Annotated in this window: 16 protein-coding genes; 11 read left to right on the top strand and 5 right to left on the bottom strand. The window is 33.1% G+C overall.

The annotated features are described in order from the left end of the window. Positions 1-291: a hypothetical protein gene (locus P5P89_RS14330; RefSeq protein WP_278008943.1), complete on the bottom strand. Its 291-nt coding sequence runs from the start codon at positions 289-291 to the stop codon at positions 1-3. A gap of 740 nt (positions 292-1,031) precedes the next feature. On the opposite strand from P5P89_RS14330, the gene P5P89_RS14325 reads away from it, so the two are divergent. The 10 genes from P5P89_RS14325 to P5P89_RS14280 all read left to right on the top strand — a co-directional run bounded on the left by P5P89_RS14325 (position 1,032) and on the right by P5P89_RS14280 (position 12,704). Then, positions 1,032-2,441 (top strand): helix-turn-helix domain-containing protein, encoded by a 1,410-nt coding sequence (locus P5P89_RS14325; RefSeq protein WP_278008942.1) that lies wholly within the window; start codon positions 1,032-1,034, stop codon positions 2,439-2,441. 310 nt (positions 2,442-2,751) lie between these two features. Continuing rightward, a complete protein-coding gene (locus P5P89_RS14320) occupies positions 2,752-3,975 on the top strand; it encodes a phthiocerol/phthiodiolone dimycocerosyl transferase family protein (protein ID WP_278008941.1) in 1,224 nt (407 codons plus the stop codon). Between the two features lie 357 nt (positions 3,976-4,332). After that, positions 4,333-5,241 (top strand): alpha/beta fold hydrolase, encoded by a 909-nt coding sequence (locus P5P89_RS14315; protein ID WP_278008940.1) that lies wholly within the window; start codon positions 4,333-4,335, stop codon positions 5,239-5,241. 102 nt (positions 5,242-5,343) lie between these two features. Continuing rightward, entirely contained in the window at positions 5,344-6,216 is an 873-nt protein-coding gene (locus tag P5P89_RS14310; RefSeq protein ID WP_278008939.1) for a helix-turn-helix domain-containing protein, read from the top strand. A 76-nt stretch (positions 6,217-6,292) separates the two neighbouring features. After that, positions 6,293-8,281, top strand: a complete 1,989-nt coding sequence (locus tag P5P89_RS14305) for a GAF domain-containing hybrid sensor histidine kinase/response regulator (RefSeq protein WP_278008938.1) — start codon at positions 6,293-6,295, stop codon at positions 8,279-8,281. A gap of 81 nt (positions 8,282-8,362) precedes the next feature. Then, positions 8,363-8,728, top strand: a complete 366-nt coding sequence (locus tag P5P89_RS14300; RefSeq protein ID WP_278008937.1) for a response regulator transcription factor — start codon at positions 8,363-8,365, stop codon at positions 8,726-8,728. Between the two features lie 10 nt (positions 8,729-8,738). Beyond that, complete coding sequence (locus tag P5P89_RS14295) at positions 8,739-9,575, top strand: hypothetical protein (protein WP_278008936.1); 837 nt, start codon at positions 8,739-8,741, stop codon at positions 9,573-9,575. Further along, positions 9,572-11,005: a glycosyltransferase family 2 protein gene (locus tag P5P89_RS14290; RefSeq protein ID WP_278008935.1), complete on the top strand. Its 1,434-nt coding sequence runs from the start codon at positions 9,572-9,574 to the stop codon at positions 11,003-11,005. The genes P5P89_RS14295 and P5P89_RS14290 overlap by 4 nt, the downstream gene beginning before the upstream one ends. A gap of 81 nt (positions 11,006-11,086) precedes the next feature. After that, entirely contained in the window at positions 11,087-12,307 is a 1,221-nt protein-coding gene (locus P5P89_RS14285; protein WP_278008934.1) for a DUF763 domain-containing protein, read from the top strand. A 190-nt stretch (positions 12,308-12,497) separates the two neighbouring features. Then, positions 12,498-12,704 carry a hypothetical protein gene (locus tag P5P89_RS14280; protein ID WP_278008933.1) on the top strand — a complete coding sequence of 69 codons (207 nt, stop codon included), beginning with the start codon at positions 12,498-12,500 and terminating at the stop codon, positions 12,702-12,704. 52 nt (positions 12,705-12,756) lie between these two features. On the opposite strand, the gene P5P89_RS14275 is transcribed toward P5P89_RS14280, so the two are convergent. The 4 genes from P5P89_RS14275 to P5P89_RS14260 all read right to left on the bottom strand — a co-directional run bounded on the left by P5P89_RS14275 (position 12,757) and on the right by P5P89_RS14260 (position 20,944). Further along, on the bottom strand, positions 12,757-14,118 hold the full coding sequence (locus tag P5P89_RS14275) for a pyridoxal-phosphate dependent enzyme (protein ID WP_278008932.1): 1,362 nt from the start codon (positions 14,116-14,118) through the stop codon (positions 12,757-12,759). 49 nt (positions 14,119-14,167) lie between these two features. Further along, positions 14,168-16,054 (bottom strand): putative porin, encoded by a 1,887-nt coding sequence (locus P5P89_RS14270; RefSeq protein ID WP_278008931.1) that lies wholly within the window; start codon positions 16,052-16,054, stop codon positions 14,168-14,170. A 287-nt stretch (positions 16,055-16,341) separates the two neighbouring features. Continuing rightward, the gene (locus P5P89_RS14265) at positions 16,342-17,775 is read right to left on the bottom strand and encodes a RagB/SusD family nutrient uptake outer membrane protein (RefSeq protein ID WP_278008930.1); all 1,434 of its coding nucleotides are present in this window, start codon (positions 17,773-17,775) and stop codon (positions 16,342-16,344) included. 10 nt (positions 17,776-17,785) lie between these two features. Continuing rightward, complete coding sequence (locus P5P89_RS14260; protein WP_223678665.1) at positions 17,786-20,944, bottom strand: SusC/RagA family TonB-linked outer membrane protein; 3,159 nt, start codon at positions 20,942-20,944, stop codon at positions 17,786-17,788. A 601-nt stretch (positions 20,945-21,545) separates the two neighbouring features. Here P5P89_RS14260 and P5P89_RS14255 point away from each other — a divergent pair. Then, positions 21,546-22,214 carry a ribonuclease HII gene (locus P5P89_RS14255; protein WP_278008929.1) on the top strand — a complete coding sequence of 223 codons (669 nt, stop codon included), beginning with the start codon at positions 21,546-21,548 and terminating at the stop codon, positions 22,212-22,214. Positions 22,215-22,221: the final 7 nt, after the last annotated feature.

Below are 22,221 nucleotides of genomic sequence, written 5' to 3'. Positions count from 1 at the left end.
TTATAGTAATTGTATAAAAAATGGATTTTGGGTATGTGAAGCTTTTGCAATTTCTTCCCTAACAGAAAAAACTGTTTCATTATTACGTATAAGATTTACCTTATTCGCCTGAGAAAAGAATAAATTACCCGAAGAAGATGTTACCTGAAATCCGTGTACAGGAGAGAGAAATAAATACGCTTTTGCGTAACTTTTATTAGCCCATACCAGCAATAAAAAGCAGACCAGAAAAATATTGAATTTCCTGTTTTTGATATTTATTAAAATTTTAAAAAAAGTAAAGTTCACCATATATTAATTAGATTTTGTTGAAAGCAATTTGAGATTCTGATTTAGACCAGTATAAATTTTATGTAGTCTTGCGATATCATCTTTTCGCCAGCACATAATTTTTTAAACGACTGCAAAACTGATGAATCTCTTTAGAAAAAAAGATTAAAGTATTTTACATATTACGTAATAAGTAAAACGTAAAATCAGCAAACAAAAAACTAAAAAACTAACAATCAAAACATTAACACATATCCACTAAAAAACAAGTTTGGAGACAAAAGCCTAATTATCATATATAAAGTCGTACATTTTTATCTTCATAATAAAAAAAACACGTTAAAATGGTTTCATTTTCAAGTGAGGTTAATTGTTTTTTTACAGGAATTTTATGAAAGTAAGTACTAATAATGAAGTAAAAAGCACATAACAAATCTATATCGTTAAATTATTTAGAGTAATTATAAATAAAAAGCGTTATTTTTGCCCTATTGAAAACTGATGAGGGCATTGAGTGTCGTACTAATCAAAAATTCCACTTACTAAAAATTTTATAATCCTGTTATATACTTAAAAAGAAGCTGTTACAATATTTGTAATCGTTCCTTATTATATTTATCTATTATATGCGCTTAAAATCATTTATCATCCTTCTGTTTGTAGTTCTGTCACATCAGTTAAGTTACGCTCAAGATTCTAAGTACGATCGTATTTTCTCAGAGACGTCCCAGATATTGCTTGCTTCAAATCCCAAAAAAGCTTTGCAAAACACAGATTATCTTTATAAAATTTCAAATAATAATTCAGAACGTATTAAAGCATGTATGCTAAGAGCTACACTTTTACGTCAGTATGGTTTACGAAACGAAGCCATTTCAGCATTAAAGCGTGCTGACAGTTTAAGCTCAACAGAGAAAAACTATAATCTGCAGGCTAGAATCAATGGATTCATGTCAACAATCTACCGTGAATATGAAATATATAACTTAGGTAAAAGTCATTTAAAAAAGGCAGTTGCTATTAGTAAAAAGATTGAGGATAAAAACGAGATGTATAAATTTCAGGGAAATTTATCCCAGGAAATAGCTTATTATGAGATGAATGATTCTAATTATTCAAAAGCAATCAGTAGCCTCAAAGCAGGAAATAAATTATTTAAGAAGGCTGGAAAATCTATAGATCAAAATTTTCAAACGGCAGTAAATAACGAACTAATTGCTAAAAATTATCTCTCATTACAACAATCAGATTCTGCTTTAATTTTTTATAATGAAGCGCAAAGAGAACTTATGGCATCGCAGTCTCCAAATAGTCCCCTGAAGGGATTTATCTATAATGGTTTTGCAAATGTCTATATTGCTATTGGAGATGATAAAAAAGCAATGCATAATTTTAAAATGGCTGAAGAAATAGCAGAAGCCTCAAATTTCTTTACATTGAAGCAAGAAGTTTATAATTCTTTAATGGAGTATTATAAAAAAACTGATACTAAAAAATATATAAAATACAATGAGCTAAACCTGAAATTAAATAAAGATGAAGAGCACAGTCGCAAAATTATTGCAGATGATCTAATTAAAACACTTCGCAATAAAGAAGTTGTTAACCAATCAAATTACCAAAAAAGTAAAATCATTATTATTGCAAGTTGTATTCTAATTGTTGTGCTCACAATTGGCATTTATATCTATAAAAGAAAGCAAGACTATAAAAAGTTTAAAAAATTCATAACAAAAAGTGACGCACAGCCTGATAGTGAAAAACCAATAATCATTAAAAAAGATAGTACAAGGGAGTATATATCAGAAACAACTGAAAACAGTATCTTAAAAAGTATACAGGAGCTTGAAAAGTCTTATTTTTATCTCAATAAAGATATATCCCTAAATTCTGTCGCTGCAGAGCTATCCATCAACCAGCGTTACCTATCTTATGTAATTAACAAGCATACCGGTAAAGATTTTGCCAGCTATATAAATGAAATGAGGATTAATTATATCATTGATCGCCTGAAAAATGACAACAGTTATCTAAAATATAAAATAAGTTATCTCGCAGAACAATGTGGTTTCTCATCCCATAGCAGATTTACTGTAACCTTTAAGAAAGTGACAGGCATCTCGCCCATGAATTTTATAACTTATTTACAACAGGAGAAAAATAAAGCTTAAACACCTTAACTTAAAGCACTTACAGATTTAAATTCGAATATATCATAGAAATGCAACTACAATTTAAATAGGTTTGCATTCTTTCTTAAAAAGAACCTACCCTTAATAATTATTTAAAATGCTGACTGGATACCCTCTCAGCATTTTTTTATACCTCAAAAGCCAAATATTAATCTAATTTGAATAAATATGTAAAAGGAAAAATCTACTATAATAACCGCACTATATCCATTTTTACAGAATTGATCTTTACTGAATTTTGCAACTGAGAATGAGTCTCTTAATTGTAAAACATTAAAAATTATTAAAAATGAGAAAACATCAAAACCGCACATTGGGTGCATTTGAAAAAACGTTCTGGTTATTGGATCAGCTTGATTCTAAAGATTTCGCTCTTGCTGCTGAGGTAGAAGGAAAAAAGCCAATTGATTCCTGGCGACTTGCTATTGATCAGGTTCAGCAGCGACATCTAAATCTCTCGGCAAAAATTAGTCTGGATGAGTTTAACAGACCATTTATTGAACATGTTGATTCGATGATTATTCCATTGAGAGTAATGGATGTTGAAAATGAGTTTAGATGGGAATCAGAAGTTGAAAAAGAATTAGCAGTGCGATTTAATACTAAACAAGGACCTCTTTTCAGAGTAGTTATATTGCAAAAACCTAAAAATACAGTATTAATCCTGATAGCAAATCATACATTAGCTGACGGATCTTCTTTAATGTACTTATTTAGAGATTTACTTGAGGCAGTTACAGGCAAGCAGCAACAGGTATTAGCTTCGCAGAAATCTAACGATGAAACTCTTGGACTGCCGGAAGATGTAGCAATTGCAGATTCTGAAATTAACGAATACGTCTTTAAAAAACCTGATCCTGTTTTTCCTAAAGTTGAAAGCCTCAGATTTTCTGGTGAGACAACATCACAAATCGTAGAAAAATCAAGAATTGAGCAGACAACTGTACATGGTGCAATTTGTGCTGCTGTAGTTATCGCAAGCAGAAAACTGCGAAAAGAATGGGATGTTACGAAAATTGAATTAATTTCTCCAATTTGTACCCGAAAAGTACTCCAGTTAGATGATAACTGCGGTTTAAATATCACGACACATCCGGTATATTTTGAAAATGAACAGAATCTGTCTTTCTGGGACCTGGCACGAATGGCAAAAACGGGCCTTCATGGAACTGACAAAGTAGAACATGTACAAAATTATATCGAATTTTTCAGAAAGCTAACTTATAACAGCAGCAATATTCAGCAGATGATCGATACTTTAAAAGAAGCTTTTAATCATTACATAATGGTTACCAATCTTGTCAGAGTAAAATATCAAACTGATTTTGGGACATTGAAATTAAAATCAATTTACGGTCCTATGGTGCGCTCAGGAAAAGGCATGGAACAGACAATTGGTGCTATTAGTACTAATGATCAGCTTTGCCTTACTATTACAAGCGATAATCCTATTCCAGGGATATTGAAAGAAATGCAGAACATTTTGTATAAAGCCTGTAATGTGAGTATTTAGAAATATATTTATTTAAACTAATAACACTATAATGTGCTAAGTACAATATAGTGTTATTTTTTTATAGGAATAAGTCATATAAATATTCCAGCAAATGCAATCGCTTGTGTTTTTATAAGTATTTCATTTACCTATGCAATCGTAATTCTACACTTTTTGTGAACTCGCATGTTAGAAACCACAAATAACAACTCAAAATAAGACAGTTAAGTCCATAAAGCACTTACTTTTTTTGCTTTAGGGAAAAATGTACAATGAACTCGCACAATCGTCCATTTCGGAGCCTCTTAGTATTACTCATCTTTGTACTGTAATAATTAATCAAACAAATAATAGTAACAATTAATCAACAACAAGATGAAAACAATTTTTTTAACACTAAGCTTTTTATTTATCTTTACTTCAAACCAAACAATTTTCTCTCAATCAAAAAGAGTTCCTGCATCTGCCGGAAGACTAGAATTTATTGAGGTTGAACCTAATGTTAAACTTCATGTAACAGATTTAGGAGAAGGCCAGCCAATTGTATTAATTCATGGGTGGCCATTAAATGATGCAATGTACGAATATCAATATCAATATTTTGTACAGAAAGGATTCAGAGTGATAGGAATATCCCTGAGAGGATTTGGAAAATCTGACAAGCCATATGGTAAATACGATTTTGATGTTTTCTCAGATGACATAAAGGTCGTACTGGAAAAACTTAAAATAAACAATGCTGTTCTTGGTGGTTTTTCTATGGGTGGTGCAGTAGTTTTACATTATATGGATAAATACAAAGGTGCACATGTGAGCAAACTAGCTCTCTTTGGTGCAGCAGCGCCTTCCTGGAAACAACGTATCGATTATCCTTATGGTGCATCAGATGAGGCAGCAGCAGGACTGATACAGACTACACGGACTAACAGACAACAGTTAATTGAGGACTTTGGTAAAGCTTTTGGGGCATCTGAAACGTCACTTTCTCCAGCGATGTCACAATGGCTAGCAAGTATAAACTCCGATGCTTCACCTTATGCAACCACCCAATCTATAATTGCCTTAAGAGACCTTGATCTTCGTCCGGCATTGTCAAGAATTAATGTACCTGTTGCCATATTTCATGGTGCAAAAGACAAACTATGTGATTTTGTATTTGCAGAACAATTACATAAAGGTCTTAAAAATTCTTATATTGTGAAATTTGAGAACAGCGGTCACGCATTGTTTATTGAAGAAATGGAGAAGTTTAATAACGAGCTTGAAAAATTTGCAAAAAAATAATTTTCTGGCAAATTTATAGTATCAGAAGATAATGACAATAAGTTATTTTTAATAACCTGGCCGGTCTTTAACACAGACCGGCTTTTAATACGAAAAAAGATAATGAAGCAACACCTTTTTGATCTAAACCTGAAGAAAATAGGCATGTTAAGAATCGATAATGACAGCGTTGATATCATCAATTCTGAAACTTATAAGAGTTATATAAAAGTACTTTATCTTCCATCAGGCTGTGAAATTAAAGTAGATTTCAGCTTGTATACAACTTCTTCCCCTTCCCTCTTTTTTATAAGTCCTAATCAGATTTTAAGTATCAATAAACATGGTGATGAATCAGGCTACTTCATATTTTATAACATGGACTTTTATTGTATTCAAATCCATGATGAAGAAGTAGCATGCGACGGATTACTTTTCAATAATATTCATAATATGCCCATGACAGTTGTACCAAAACAAGAGTCTGCATTTATAGATTATTTATTTGTTCAGATGGAAGACGAATTTATTTTAAAGGATTCTTCACAGGAGGAAATGATTCGTACTTACCTTAAACAAATCTTTATAAAGTCAACACGATTATGGAAACTTCAACATCTTGATGGTGTATTGGCGCAGCAGCATAATGATCTTGAATGTTTCAGAAAATTTACTCAGTTAGTTGAAGCAAATTATAAAGCAAAGCATACCGTCGCAGATTATGCAGATCTATTAGCTATGGCACCAAAGACTTTAACCCATAAGCTTAAGAGAATGAATCTGCCTCAGCCCAACGAAATTATCAAAAGCCGAATTATCCTGGAAGCCAAAAGATTATTAGTTCATACTTCTAAAAGTGTAAAAGAAGTCGCATATGATCTTGGATATGAAGATCCTGCTTATTTTAGCAGACTTTTTTTCATAAAGACCAATGAAACCCCTTTTGGTTTTAAAAATAAATACCTAAGCCTTCAAAACTCAGAAGAAGAAATGTAACATTTTAATTATTTCAATTTCGAATTTATTGAAAGTCTATATCAAATTATTATATTTATACATTTACCTTTGATAAATGAAAAATATAGAACTTCCAATACCTCACAACGAAAAAGAACGCTTAGCAGCATTAAAAAGATATAACATTCTTGATTCATTACCGGACAATGCTTTCAATGATGCAACAAAACTTGTTTCCTATATTTGTGGTGTTCCAATCGCTCATATTTCTTTTATAGACGAGAGCAGACAGTGGTTTAAATCTGAAATTGGAATAGGTGTATCAGAAGTACCCCGGGAAATTAGTTTCTGCAGGTACACGATTATGGATACTAAAATGGTTGAAATCCCCGATACCCTTTTAAATGAGCGTTTTAAAGAAGATCCTAACGTTACAGGAGGATTTAAGGTAAGATTTTACGCAGGTATTCCCCTTACAACACCTGACGGTTATAACATAGGAACCTTGTGTGCTGTAGACCATGTTTCTAAAGAACTTAATGAAGACCAGCGAAATGCATTATCGATTATTGCAAAACACGTAATAAATCAATTAGAATTATCGACAAAAAATATTGAGCTTGATGCTCAGAAAAAAATTGCTGAACGTGCTGTATTAGCAAAAGATAGTTTTTTGGCTAATATGAGCCATGAAATCAGAACACCTTTAAATGCAATAATTGGCTTTACTGACCTTTTGGCACAGACAAAATTAGATACTACCCAAAGAGATTATATTGATAGTGTACAAATTGCAGGTGAGAATCTGCTTCTGATTATCAACGACATTCTTGATCTTTCTAAAATCGAATCAGGCAATCTGACTATTGAGGCTCAGCCATTCAATTTAAAAAAAACACTTAAACATGTCTATAATTTATTAAAAATCAAAGCATCTTCGGCTGTAGAATTGAATCTGTTCGTAGATACCGAATTGCCTGAAATGGTAATAGGAGACCAGGGACGATTAAACCAAATATTGGTTAACCTTACCGGCAATGCCCTTAAGTTTACCGAAGAAGGAGAAGTGACAGTATCAGTAAAAAAGGTTAACGAGACCGATGATGATTATTCGCTTCGGTTTTCGGTTAAAGATACCGGAATAGGGATACAAGAGGAAAAACTTAAGACAATATTTGAACGTTTTACCCAGGCCGAAGAAAGCACAACCAGAAGATTTGGTGGTACCGGACTTGGTCTCAGCATTGTAAAACAATTAGTAGAACTGCAAAACTCTGAAATCCATGTAAAAAGCAAAGAAGGCCGTGGTTCAGAATTCTCTTTTACCCTTACCTATAAAAAAGTGGATTACGTTGAAACTCCAATTGAAAAATTGATGGAAGAACATCCGGGTAAACTGAAAATCCTTTTGTGTGAAGACAATGCCCTGAATCAGAAACTTGCAAAAAGTGTCATTGAAAATTTTGGGTTTGAATTAGATATTGCCGAAAATGGCGAAGAAGGAATCGATTTGTTGTCAAAAAACAACTATGATTTAGTATTAATGGATCTCCAGATGCCTATCAAAGACGGATACCAAACAACAGAATATATCAGGAAAGAAATGAAATTAAACATTCCGATTATTGCCATGACTGCTCATTCGCTTGTAGGGGAACAGGAGCGCTGTTATGATGTAGGAATGGATGCTTATGTACCTAAACCTTTTAAACAGGCAATGCTTTTAGAGACTATAAAAACAGTCCTGACTAAAGATACCAACCAGCCGCCAAAGAGAAAGATCGATTTATTATTTTTGGATGAAATGTCTTGTGGTAATCCTAACTTTAAGCAGGATATGATAGATCTGTTTATACAAAAGATCCCAAATGAGCTGGCTCAGCTGGAAGAGGCTTTTAATACTAACGATATGGAGAATGTAAAGAAACTGACTCATAATATGAGGTCCAGTCTGGATATTTTCATGCTAAAAGATCTGTCTAATTTCTTATCCATTATTGAACAGGAAGCAATTATGGGAAAATTTACCTCTGAAAGTTTAGATAAGATAAATATTTTGCATTGTGGAATTATTGAGGTAGTTAAAATTTTAAAGGAACTATGATAAAAGGAAAATATGCTATAGCTTTACGTATTGCCCTATTTTTTTATTAAATTAACTGCTCAAAGATAAATATTCAAACCAATGAAAATAGTTTTAGCTGAAGATAACGAAATCTTACGCAAATCATTATCTTTTTTCTTAACCTCTAAAGGATTTGCGGTAGACCAGTTCTCTGATGGTCAGGAGGCACTTGATGCTATTGAAAAGAATACTTATCATCTCATCCTGACAGATATTAATATGCCAGGCAAAAGCGGAATGGAAATTACACAATATGTCAGACAAAATATCCAGTCTGACATTCCAATAATTATATTTACTTCATCAGGAGTTGAACAAACAGAACTAGACTCTTTTGACATAGGCGCAAATGAATTTATTGCCAAACCTATTAGCCCTGCTGTACTCTTAATACGAATTAATAAATTACTGAATATCCGTTTGTAATAAAGTCAATATGATGAATATCTGGGAGCTTTATAAAAACAGTCATTGGGTAGAACCTTTTCTAATGGGGTCAATCTGCTTATTTGTTGGTCTATCAGCTGTCCTGTATTTATTAATTATAGAAAGCCGAAACAGAAAAATAAAACAGGAAAAACTCAGAAATGATTACGAGCAAGTCATTGTAGAGTTAATGTATTCAGTAGTTTTTATGGATACTCCTTTTTCTTTGGTGAAAGAAGATCCAAATTATGTGCTTTTTTTGAAGAATAAGTACTTCAGAGCAGTACTGGCCGAATCTGTTATCAATCTTCATAAAAATTATGATGGCGTTTATGCCCTAAAACTGGAGCAGTTTTATAAAGAGTCAGAATTAATAAATACTTCTTTTAGAAAACTTAAAAGCCATAAATGGGAAGTAAAATGCAAAGGAATTACAGAATTGGCCGAAATGAATATTACAGAAGCCTTTGATACTATCATTTCTATTTCCAAATCCAAAAACAAAACCTTAAAAATCACAGCCATCAATGCTGCCATTAAGTTAGAAGGAATAAAAGGAATCATACATCTCACTGGACACCCCTATCCTGTTGATGACTGGACGCAGCTCAATATTATAAATGCTTTCAAAAAACACGACATTGGCGATGTCCAGGGTGTAGAATATTTGCTTGAATCTAAAAACACAACAGTTGTGGCGTTGGGGCTAAAAATCATCAAAGAACTTAAGCTTACGCAAAAACTACATCATGTAGAACAATTGACCCAAAAAGCTCCCAGTACACTCATACAATATGAAGCACAAAGTGTATTACAAGCACTAACCGTAAATCTTGCAAACGAATGAGTTTTTTTACTAGTGAAACCATATGGTTTTTGGATGCTTATATACTCCTAATCCTTGGATATGCCATCCTAATCATGTCATCTTATCTCATATTAGCCTATCTATCTACAAAAGCACTAAGGAGTTATCTTAAAAAAAACAGTTTTGTAGATTACGAAGTATTGCTCACCAGTGAATTTGCACCAAAACTTTCCTTGATTGCCCCTGCGTATAACGAAGGATTTACTATTGAAGAAAATGTAAAATCATTACTTTCTTTAAACTACAATAATTATGAGGTAATTGTAGTGAATGACGGCAGCAAAGACAATTCTATGGAAATCCTGATTAATACTTATAATCTTGTCCTCACAGATTTTAAGGTAGATTTAAAAATTGAAACCAAAAAAGTTAGAGGAATATATACTTCCAGAAATGCTGCATTTAAAAAACTGATTGTTGTCGATAAAGAAAATGGAGGTAAGGCTGATGCTCTAAACGTAGGCCTTAATATTGCACAAAATCCTTACGTTGTCTGCATCGATGTTGACTGTATCCTGGACAAAGACTCTTTATTAAAATTAGCAAAACCTTTTTTAGAATCTCATGGCAAACGTATTATTGCTACCGGCGGTGTTGTAAGGATAGCAAATCAGTGTGTTATCCGGAATGGGCGTCTTGTTGAAGTACACATCCCAGATGCTATTTTACCAAGAATACAGGTTTTAGAATACCTTAGGGCTTTTCTTTTAGGAAGAATGGCCTGGGGCAGACTTGACGGACTATTGCTTATAAGTGGGGCATTTGGGGCATTTGATAAAGAAATAGCATTACTATCAGGAGGTTATGACACAAAAACAGTAGGTGAAGACATGGAGCTTGTAGTCAGAATGCGCCGATATATGGTCGAAAATAAACTACCCTACTCTGTTAGCTACATACCTGACCCTCTTTGCTGGACAGAAGCACCAGAAGATTTCAAAATATTCAAAAAACAGCGCAGCCGATGGATGAGAGGAACAATTGAGACACTCACAATTCACAAAAAAATGTTCCTGAATCCTAAATATAAACTTCTGGGTATGCTTAGTATACCGTACTGGACATTTTTCGAATTTCTGGCTCCTGCCATAGAGTTTATAGGGCTAGTTATAACCTTATTATTTATCCTTTTTGGTTTTATTAACTGGCATTTCTTCCTATTGTTAGTTCTTTTTGTTTATACCTTTGCTGTGTTCTTTTCAGTTATAGCGCTGTTTAGTGAAGAGTTTACTTATCATAAATACCCAAAACAAGCCGATTTTTTCAAGCTTCTCCTGGCTGCTTTCATAGAACCGTTGTACTTTCATCCGCTTACAGTATATGCTGCCTTAGTGGGTTATAAAGAAAAAATTAGGGGAACTAAGGGCTGGGGTGAAATGACAAGAAAAGGTTTTACAAAAAAAGAATAATTCATATAAATTAGCCCAATGGCTGCTTTAATACATTAAAAACATTTTTTCGTATTTTTACAGCATACAAAATCCCTTCTCATGAAACGTTCCGGAACAGCAGATCTTCCATTGCATTATGGACATGTACCCTTATGGCTTGCCGAACGTATGTCGAAACTTGGCTTCGCAATAGTTGAAACTATTGCAATGGAATTTTCTACATCAGAAGTGATCAGTAAGCTGAGTAATCCTTTCTGGTTTCAGAGTTTTGGAGCTGTTATGGGAATGGACTGGCATTCGTCAGGTATTACAACTTCTGTACTCGGTGCTTTAAAAAAATCCGTAAATCCACATTCAAAAGAACTGGGCATTTATATCTGCGGTGGTAAAGGCAAACATTCTATGCTGACACCTAAAGAACTTTTATTTGTAGGTGAAAAAACTGGGCTTGATGGCACAAACCTTGCAAACTGCAGCAAACTAACTGCAAAAGTTGACAACACAGCCATTCAAGACGGATTTCAATTATACCAGCATAATTTTATTGTTGACAACAAAGGACAATGGGCTGTTATTCAGCAAGGGATGAATCCTGACTCTAAAACAGCCAGAAGATATCACTGGCATTCTCAAGACCTGAAGTCCTTTATCAATGAGCCGCACACTTTTATATATGGCGAAAATCAGGGAACGATTTTAAATCTTACAGCAAAAAATGCTGAAAAATCCAGAGAAGGAATTTTAGGACTTTCAAAAGAATCCCCGACAAAAATCATGAAAGAAATGCAACATCTTAAAATGCCCGCACATCATGATGTCAGGATGGAAAATGTCAATATGAAAAGGCTCGGAGCTATGTTATGGGCAACCCATGAGAATAATCCGGAAGATTTTGAGGAACTTTTACTTTTAAAAGGTATGGGGCCAAGAGCTCTTCAGTCATTAGCATTAGTAAGCGAAGTAATTTACGGAACTCCAACCAGATTTGAAGACCCTGCCCGATTTTCATTTGCGCACGGTGGAAAAGACGGACACCCTTTTCCTGTTCCTGTCAAAATTTATGACGAAACAATTGACACTTTACAAAGAGCAATTAACCGTGCTAAAATTGGCAATAGTGATAAAATAAATGCCATACAGAAATTATCAGAAATTTCCAGAAAGGCCGAGGAAAGTTTTACACCCAACTCTAACTTTGATGCACTGATTCAAAAAGAGCGGAATGATTCGTATAAGTATGGTGGAAAAACTGTTTTCGGCGATGCTAAACCTTCTAAAAACAAACCTATTAATCCAAATAACCAACTGGAATTATTTTAGTCCCAACAATAAAAACTCTTAAAACCATTTCAATATTAGTCTCATAATTATATAAATACAAATTTCAATCTTATAAAAAAAGAACCTGCTTATCCATTTAATTTTACATTATTAACAGAATCGTTTCAATTTAAAAATGGCAAAAAGAAGCTTTTAAGAATTCAGCCAAAACTAATTAAAATTAAAAGTCATGGTCGAAAAAAATTATGATCCGGATAATGATAATTGTCCTGAAAAAGACACAATAGAAAATCTTTATTTGCAAAAGCAATCAGAGAAAAATAAAAACATACAGACAGTTGAAGAATTTATAAACGATAGTCCAAACGGAACTTCAAAAAAAGATAATCCGAACCATACCGTTTCTGATTATTATGAAGAAAAAAGCAATAGTTAAAAAAGGCATACATATTTAGAATGTATGCCTTTATAATTATCAAAAGACTGTTTTATTTTATAGCCCCAATAATATCGTATTTCGTAATAATATGATGATTTCCATTTCCTAAATCTATCAAAACAGCATCATTTTCCTTTGTAAACAGCTTTGAAACCTCTTCAATTGAAGTACCTAATTTCACAATCGGAAAAGGTTTTCCCATTACTTCTTTAATCGGTTTTTCAGCAACATTTTTGTCAGCCACATAACTTCTGAACAAGTCTGTTTCGTCAACTGACCCCACGAAGCCGTTAATATCTACTACCGGAATTTGTGAAATTTTGTATTTACGCATACGTTCAATAGCATGCGAAACCAATTCTTCTGTACGAACAACAATTAATTCTTTGTCAATATGATCTTTGATAACATCTTCTGCTTTTGTTACATTTTCATCCAGAAAACCACGTTCCCGCATCCAGTCATCGTTAAACATTTTACCTACATAACGGCTTCCCGAATCGTGAAATAATACCACTACAACATCATCTGTCTTGAAATGTTCTTTTAACTGCAACAATCCTTTTATACAGGCTCCTGCTGAGTTCCCAACAAATATCGCTTCTTCTAATGCAAGTTTTCTGGTATAAACCGCAGCATCCTTATCTGTTACTTTTGTAAAACCATCAATTAATGAAAAATCAACATTCTTAGGCAATATATCTTCTCCAATTCCTTCAGTGATATAAGAATAGATTTCATTTTCATCAAAAATACCTGTTTCATGGTATTTCTTAAATACAGAACCGTAGGTGTCGATACCCCAAATTTTGATGTTTGGATTTTTTTCTTTTAAATATTTCCCCACTCCTGAAATAGTTCCACCGGTTCCTACTCCTACTACAAAATGGGTGATTTTTCCATCTGTCTGTTTCCAGATTTCAGGTCCTGTCTGTTCGTAATGCGCAAGAGAATTTGATAAATTATCGTATTGGTTTACATACCATGAATTCGGTGTTTCTTCTGCCAGTCGCTTTGAAACCGAATAATAAGATCGTGGATCCGTTGGCTCAACATTGGTAGGACAAACAACTACTTTGGCACCCACAGCACGCAAAATATCCATTTTTTCTTTAGATTGTTTATCTGATATTACACAAATCAGCTTATACCCTTTTATGATTGCTACAAGCGCCAGTCCCATCCCGGTATTCCCTGAAGTTCCTTCAATTATGGTTCCGCCCGGTTTCAAACGTCCATCTGCTTCAGCATCCTCAACCATTTTCACGGCCATTCTGTCTTTCACAGAATTTCCCGGATTAAAAGTTTCGACTTTTGCCAATACCAAAGCATCAATCCCATCAACAACTTTATTAAGTTTCACTAATGGTGTATTGCCAATGGTTCCTAAAATGTTATTTGAAAAGTCCATATCTGTATCTGTTTAATTTTGTTTTAATATAAAAAACAAATTCCGTTTTTTATTGAAAGAAATTCCAAACTAAACCAAAGCGGATAGTAAAATCGCGATATGGGTTATTTGGAGCTGAATAATAATTGCTTTCGCCAAAAGTCGAATTAAAATGCTCTGCTTTTAAATAAATTCTGGTCTGACGAATTTTTGCATTCAGGAAAAAATCAAAAGTTGGATAACCTCCTATCTTTTTAGTATTTTGAACAAACATTTCCGCCACTACAGGATTGTAATCATTTGCATAGTATTTTGTAAAGTAATTAAAAATAATTCCGGTTTGAATAAACAGTGCCTTATCAAAGAAATAAGCCGAGTAATAAAACGTATTTCTGGTTACAAAATCCGGAACATTTAAAATCAGTTCTGATTGTGTTACCTTCTGATATAAAAAGGTGTTATCGAAACCAAAATCTCCAAATTTAAATTCCCGGTTTGCTTTTACCGAGATATAGTTAATTATGTTCCCATATTGCGCCGGATTTACGATTTGAGTTCTGTTTTCTTTTTGTTCCGGCGTTGAAACATCTTCAAAATACAAATGATCATTCAATACAGAATACTGAACCTCGCCATTTAGCCATGGCGTATAAATTTTTCCGCTAAATGAATTAATTTTTTCATTTTTAAAATCTTTACCCCAATTATACTGTACATAACTGCTTTGGTAAAGTTCATAATTATTATTTGGAAGTTTGCTTATGTTTTGGTAACGAAAATCAAACTGGATTTTTTCGTTTAAATTATACCTCAGCTTAGCATCTAAATCTGAAATGGTTTCTTTTGTAATGGACCTTGTCAATAAAAACCTTCCATTCCATTTGTTTTTCTGATATTCATACTGCCCTCCAATATTATTAACCTGCCTGTATAAATTGTCATTAACAGCAACTCCATTCCCGTCATTATTAAGAATAATACGGTAATATTTATAATTCGAACGATAATCATCAATGAAAAAATTAAATTTTCCAAGCAGCACATTCTCATAAGTCAATCCTGCTTTATTATACAGTTTTTCAAAACGGGTTTGATCTTTAATGTTACTTGTCACATAAGATTCCCCAAATCGCTCTACTAATGTATTTTCTACTGTTGATAAAACTGTAGGTTGTTTATATTCAAAAAATTTATTTTCAAAATTAAACTGGTGTGTAACATATAAATTATTGCTCGCTTGTTTAGGATTTATCCTGAATGCATGATCAAAAAACAGTCTTTTTCCTTTTAAGAAAGATTCGGCATCAGTAAGATAAACCTCCAGTCGCTGACGATTTGTAAAAGTTGGATCTCCGCTTTCAAAATCTTCAGCCGTTGTAATTCCGCCATTTTCTTCATTCAAAACATCCTGATAGGTATAATGGGTATATAAAACATAACGTTTATCCGTTGTATTATAACTTGCTCCAATCCTGAAATTTCCAATACTGGTTAACTGGTTAATATATTTTCCTTCTGATCGCAAACCTCTGTAAGCTGCAAAAAAATTGAGATTTTTTGAAGTATTCAGGGTAATGAAAGAATCTACATTTTGTCCTTTTCCGATAGAGGTATTAAAAAACAATTCTGTCAGTGGTGTTGCTACATGGTAGTAACGAATATCACTGGCACTCATAAAATTAAAATGCTTTCCCTGAAAACCCATATCAGGATAAGGAGAAAAATCAGTCAGGCTGTATTGCAATACATTGTAGGTTTGCCCAATATTAGAAAAAGGCAAAAGTCCGAAATTATCTCTTCTAAGGTAATTTTGTCTATAGGCACTCTTTATGGTTAAAGAAGTATCTACAATAGTCGTATCATGTTCTATAGTAACAATTTGATATTGGTCAATTTTAGCTACAAGCGCTTTTTTCTTTTTTACAGTATCCGTAATACTTGAATATTGCGAATTCATATCTAAATTCTTTTTAGGAGTTACTTCCTGAGAAAACAATAAAGAAGGCAGAACTAACAGATATAGAAAAAAAGTATTCTCATTTTATAGCGTATGTATGTGTAATGATTCAATAAAATTGCTAAAGCAAAGGTAAATTATAAAAACGATTAGACACTTAATAAATTATAGATTTGCATTGCAAATATAAGTCAAAGCTTAAATTATTACTAAGTTTACTTAATACAATAAAAAAAAACCGAATTTGAAATTCATCAAATTCGGTTTTTAAACTAATTACAAAATATTTATCTACCGTCATTTACTGATGGTTCAATAAATGGATTAGCATCAATTTCGGCCTGAGGAATTTTAAGGAAAAATTTCTTGTCATCCACCGTTAAATTAGCAGCTGCTCCTACTCTATGATTGCCTGTTCTGGTAATACCCCTTCTTAAACGTTTTGCATCAAACCATTCTATTCCATTTTCAGCATACAATTCTTTACGTCTTTCAACTAAAATTTCATCTAGAAGAGCAGCTCCAGTATTTGTAGATTTCACAGCATTAACATCTCTGTTTTTTTGCAAAATGTATAATAAATCATGAGCAGGAGATGTTTCACCTTGCATGTATTTAGCTTCTGCCTCAATTAAAATCATTTCAGGAGTTCTTATAATTGCATTATCTCCATCAAAACTAAATTTAAATTTAGTTGTTATCCAATATCTAAAATCGTTAATATTGGTAATTGTAGCGCTTTTTCTTTGAAATCTGGCACGAACATCTGTTGTAGAAAACAAACTAACGAATTCTCTGTTAACATAGGTAGCTGAATATGATGTCGTTAAATGATCAGTCATGGAAGCTGGTGCATTATAATAATAATTTGATTGGTCAACACTTTGAGCACTACCCCAAATCCATTCTGTGTTTTCAATATTATCGAAACCTGTACTATATTGAGCTGCATTTAATACTGCTGTTGGATTACCACCATAAGCAGCGATTGCAGCCTCCTCAGCTTCCTGCCATTTACCCATTACCTGATAAACTTGTGCCAAAATAGCATTAGCTACGTTTTTATTAATATATGATTTACCTAACCTATCTTCAGTTAATCCAGCGACAGCTTTTTTAAGATCCTCTACTATAAAATTATAAACCTCACCAACAGTAGACATTGGATTTCCTGTTATAGAAGTTTCCGTATAAATCGGAGGAGCAGGAAAATTAGCATCAATAGAGTATGTAGGACAAAATTCTAATGCTAACTGATGATAGAAAAAACCTCTTAATGCATATCCGTAAGCCGCCAATTCAACTTTATCTGATTGACCTAAAGCCGTACTTTGTTCGACTCCTTTGATTAAAACATTCGCCTGATTGATCATATAAAAACAATAATTCCATGAAAAAGTTGTTCTTCGATAAGTGGGTTCACGGTTATCATTAGCATAATCAAAACCGAACCAGTTATCAGCCTGAATTATATCATTTCCTTTTACCGATCTGGCAAAAAAGATAGAATTTAATCCTGCTGCATCTGTATTTGTGTATTGACCTCTAAATCTTCTCATAATTCCTGAGATAAAAGCCTCAACCCCTTCCCTTGTTCCAAAAACAACATTTTCAGAAACGGCATCTGTTGGCTGCGGCTCTTCCAAAAACTCGTCGCTACACCCAGTTAACATCATCACAGCTAAAAAAGTGATGAAAATTTTTGATATAATATTTTTCATAATTATTGTTTTAAAATTCCAAGTTCAATCCAAATGACAATACTCTTAAGTTATACGATCTACTGTCTGTAGTACCCGCTATACTTTGTTCCGGATCAATTCCTTTATGTGTTTGATATGTCCATAAATTATCTGCCTGGAAGTATAATCTAAGCTTAGACAAATGAACTTTTTCAGTTAAACTTGCAGGGAAATTATACCCAAAATTTAAAGCTTTCAATCTCACATAATCATTTTTATATAAGAAGCGCGTAGATTGTGTATTAAAATCATTGTTAGAAGCTAAAACCAATGGAACATCAGTAATATCTCCAGGATTTTGCCATCTATTTAAGATATCAACACTAGCTACTCTGCCTGCTGACTCGAAACCTCCCATTAAACTTGCATAATTACTGTCATATACATAAGAACCAAAACTGAAATTGAATAAAATATTCAAATCAATATTTTTATATCTGAAATAGTTTGTAAGTCCTCCAACAAAGTCTGGCAGTGACTCTTTTCCGGTATAATATCTCGTTGCTTCAGAATATAACTTAGTAGTTACTCTCTCGCCAGTAGGTTTTCCGTCAGCACCCAAAACATCCTTATACCACATTCCATAACCTGTTGCAGGATCTACACCTGCCCAATCCTGCAAATAGAATTCATATAATGATTTTCCAACTTCCCAACGCTTTGTCCCATTGATGAATGATGCTTGCGTTAATTCAGTAATTTCATTTTTATTCAAAGTCACATTTATATTTGAGTTCCAAATAAAATCTTTAGAAACAATATTTCTGGTATTCACCGCAAATTCCCAACCATAATTTTTCAAACCTCCAACATTTGTTGTGACACCAGTATTTCCAGTTGATCCTGGCAATGGCTTATTATAAATCAAATCAACTGATTTTTTTTGGTAATAATCAACAGTTCCTGTAATTCTGTTATTAAAAAAACCAAAGTCAAGACCTAAATCTGTAGAAGCTGTTTTTTCCCAAGTTAACCTAATATCTGCAGCTGCCCCTAAAATCACTCCTGTATTCGCTAATTCATTCCAACCTGTTTCAAACAATTGCTGGTAAGGAAAATAATTTTGTACATTTCTTCCATCTCTTGGATCAGTATTTACTTGTAATGTTTGATTATTTCCTAATTGACCGTATGAAGCTCTTAATTTTAAAGCACTAATCGTGTTACTATCCTTCAGGAAATTTTCTTCAGATATCAACCATGACCCTCCAACAGAATAGAAGTCACCCCATCTTACAGCACTATCGAAGCGTGAGGAACCATCTCGTCTATATGAACCTTCAACAAAATACTTCTCGTTATAGTTGTATGCTAAACGTGCCAAATAACTCGAAATTCTATCTTCTGCAGTATATCCTGAAACACTAGATGGTGTAGTACTTCCTGTTAAAACATAAACTCCAGGCAAAAAGCCTTCACCCTGAGCTCCCAGCGCATCATATTTATATTGGTAAGACTCCTGTATTAAATCAGCGCTAACATTATGTAACCCAAAAGATTTTTTATAGTTTAAACTATTAATAAAGTTAACTCCGGTAGTAATATCCCTATCTTGGGTGACACGGCCTCCTGCACTTGCAGCATAACCAACTTCATTACTAGCATATTGATACGAATCATACAAATATTTATCATAAGCTAAATTTGTCTTAAAAGTTAAATCATTTGTAATATTAAATTCTAAATAACCATTTGCCGTAAAATTATCACGTTTGTAACCAATTTTATACATATATAGCGAACCATAAGCATTTTCATTGTTAAATACTGGTCTTGTTGCATTTAACAATTGCCCTGGTACACCAGCTCCATAGTCATAAATCTTATTACCGCTTGCATCAAATACTAAATCGCCATTTCCATCATGTCTGTATACCGGATAGATTGATGGCACGTTATATATCCACTGAATTGCACTTTGAAAACTTGACCCGCTTTGCGAAGGAAAATTCTGGTCTGAAGTAGAATAAAACATCGTTGCTCCAGCTTTCATCCAATTATTAATCTTGCTGTCAACACTCAAACGCGATGTTATACGCTCGAATTTAGATGTAACTACATTACCTTCCTGGTTTAAATAATTGGCATTAAATGAATATCTTGTATCACTACTACCACCTGAAAATGACAATGTATGTTCTTGTCGTACTGCAGCATCATTTAACAGTAAATCTTCCCAATCAGTATCCCATTTTTTATTTGTAGAAACCAAATTACCATTTGCATCAACAGGAACTGCTACATTATAAGGATTATATCCTAAATTTGCTATTAAGTTAGTAGAAGCGTTCTGACCTGCTAAAGCAGAATTTTGTCCTGAGACATATTGATTAGCATTTCTGATTCCTTCCCAGCTTAGTTTCATGTAGTCATCTGTACCTAATCTTTTATGCAAAGGAACGGCATTATTTGCAAAACCCACTAATGTATTAAAACTAACTTGTGGCGCACTATTATATTTACCTCTTTTGGTTGTAATTAGAATAACCCCATTTGCTCCTCTGGATCCATATAACGAGGTAGAAGCTGCGTCTTTCAAAACACTCATACTCTCAATTTGATCTGAACTTATTGTATTGATATTTCCGTTAAAAGGTGCTCCATCAACAACAATTAGAGGCTCAGCAGACGCATTAATAGAATTAACACCACGTATGCGAATAACGGGATTTTCACCTGGCATACCACTTGGCGCAATAATATTAACCCCTGCAACACTTCCTTGTAATGCCGTCATTACGTTAGTTGCTTGTTGCTTTTCCAAAACATCAGCACTAAGTGTTGCAACAGAACCAACAATTTCCTTAGCCTTCTGCTTACCATAAGCAACAACAACAACTTCATCTAATGTCTTAGTAGAAGATTCCAGTGCTACATTCAATTTATCTGATGTTCCCACAATAACTTGTTTATCTTCCATTCCAACATATGAAAAAACTAATACATCTCCTGTTTTAGCTTTGATAGCATATCCTCCATCAAAATCTGTTTGCGTACTAGTGTTTGTTCCCTTAACAACAATATTTACACCGGGAATGGCAAGTCCGCCATCTGTTACTACTCCGGAGATTGTTTTCTCTTGTGCAAAAGAAAACTGCATAGATAACGCTATAAATAGCGTAAAAATCCATTGTAATTTCAATTTCATCTTAAATTTATTTTGAATTAGTAAGATGTAAAAATCTTAATTATTTATTAAAATAACAAATATCAATTACGTTTTTTATTGAAATAACTTTAAAGAACTCAAACTTTGATTAAATAAAATCAACTAAAAATAGTTAAAAACGAGATATTTTTCAATAAAACGGAAAAGAAAGTTATGTCTTACTTTTTTAAATTAACACTAAGTTAACAACGATTTAATTTTTAAATTTTAAATTTTTTATAACATTTTAATAATTTTTAGTGATTTTACCAAATTAACTCCACAGCTATTTTATTTTTAAAACAGCATCAAATTGTTAAAAAAGTATTATAAATTAATTACGGTGTTTTAAAAAAAATTACTTGATGAGCATGTTTTTTATTCTATAAGTAATTTTTTCATCAGTAATTCATACCGCTAACAAGAAAAATCTTTATTAAAAAATAATCTCTTTTCTTAGAATATGTCATCATTTCCTCCCTCACTTGACATTTTTATAAATTCCAGCTAACTGATTCGCAACTCTATAAAACAATGATTTATTTCAAGATGTATCGTTTTAATTATAAAAAATATATTTTTGCTACTTAAAACTATAAGAATGCTTCAGAAAAATTTTTCAGGATATGTTTTCGAAACTGGCACCGATGAAGCCGGGCGAGGTTGCCTGGCAGGTCCTGTTACTGCTGCAGCTGTAATTTTACCTGCCGATTTTGAGCACTCATTTTTAAATGACAGTAAGCAGTTATCTGAAAAAATAAGGGAATCCTTAAAACCGATTATCGAAGAAAAAGCAGTTTGTTTCGCCGTAACACATTTACATCCGGATGAAATCGACGAAATTAATATCCTGAATGCTTCGATGAAAGGAATGCAGGAATGTATTTTGAAATTAAAACAAACACCCGAGTTTATCATTGTTGACGGTAATCGTTCACTGAATGCAAAATTAGGCCTGAAAAATACTTTTGGAAGACAGTTTTCTGCTACTGAAATTGAGTTACTAAAATCAATTCCAAATCAAAGCATTATAAAAGGCGATTCAAAGTTTTTAAGCATCGCTGCAGCTTCTGTACTGGCAAAAACATATCGTGATGAATTTATGAACGAAATTCACAAAGAATTCCCGATGTATAACTGGAAACAAAACAAAGGTTATCCAACTAAAGAACATCGCGAAGCCATAAAAAAATACGGAACTACAAAATACCACCGAATGAGCTTCAGGCTCTTGCCGGAGCAGTTGGAACTGGATTTTTTTGAGCTATAAAAAAGGC

Origin of the sequence: Flavobacterium gyeonganense (assembly GCF_029625295.1) — a bacterium.
GTDB classification, from domain to species: domain Bacteria; phylum Bacteroidota; class Bacteroidia; order Flavobacteriales; family Flavobacteriaceae; genus Flavobacterium; species Flavobacterium gyeonganense.
This window is presented reverse-complemented; position numbering and strand designations above follow the sequence as displayed.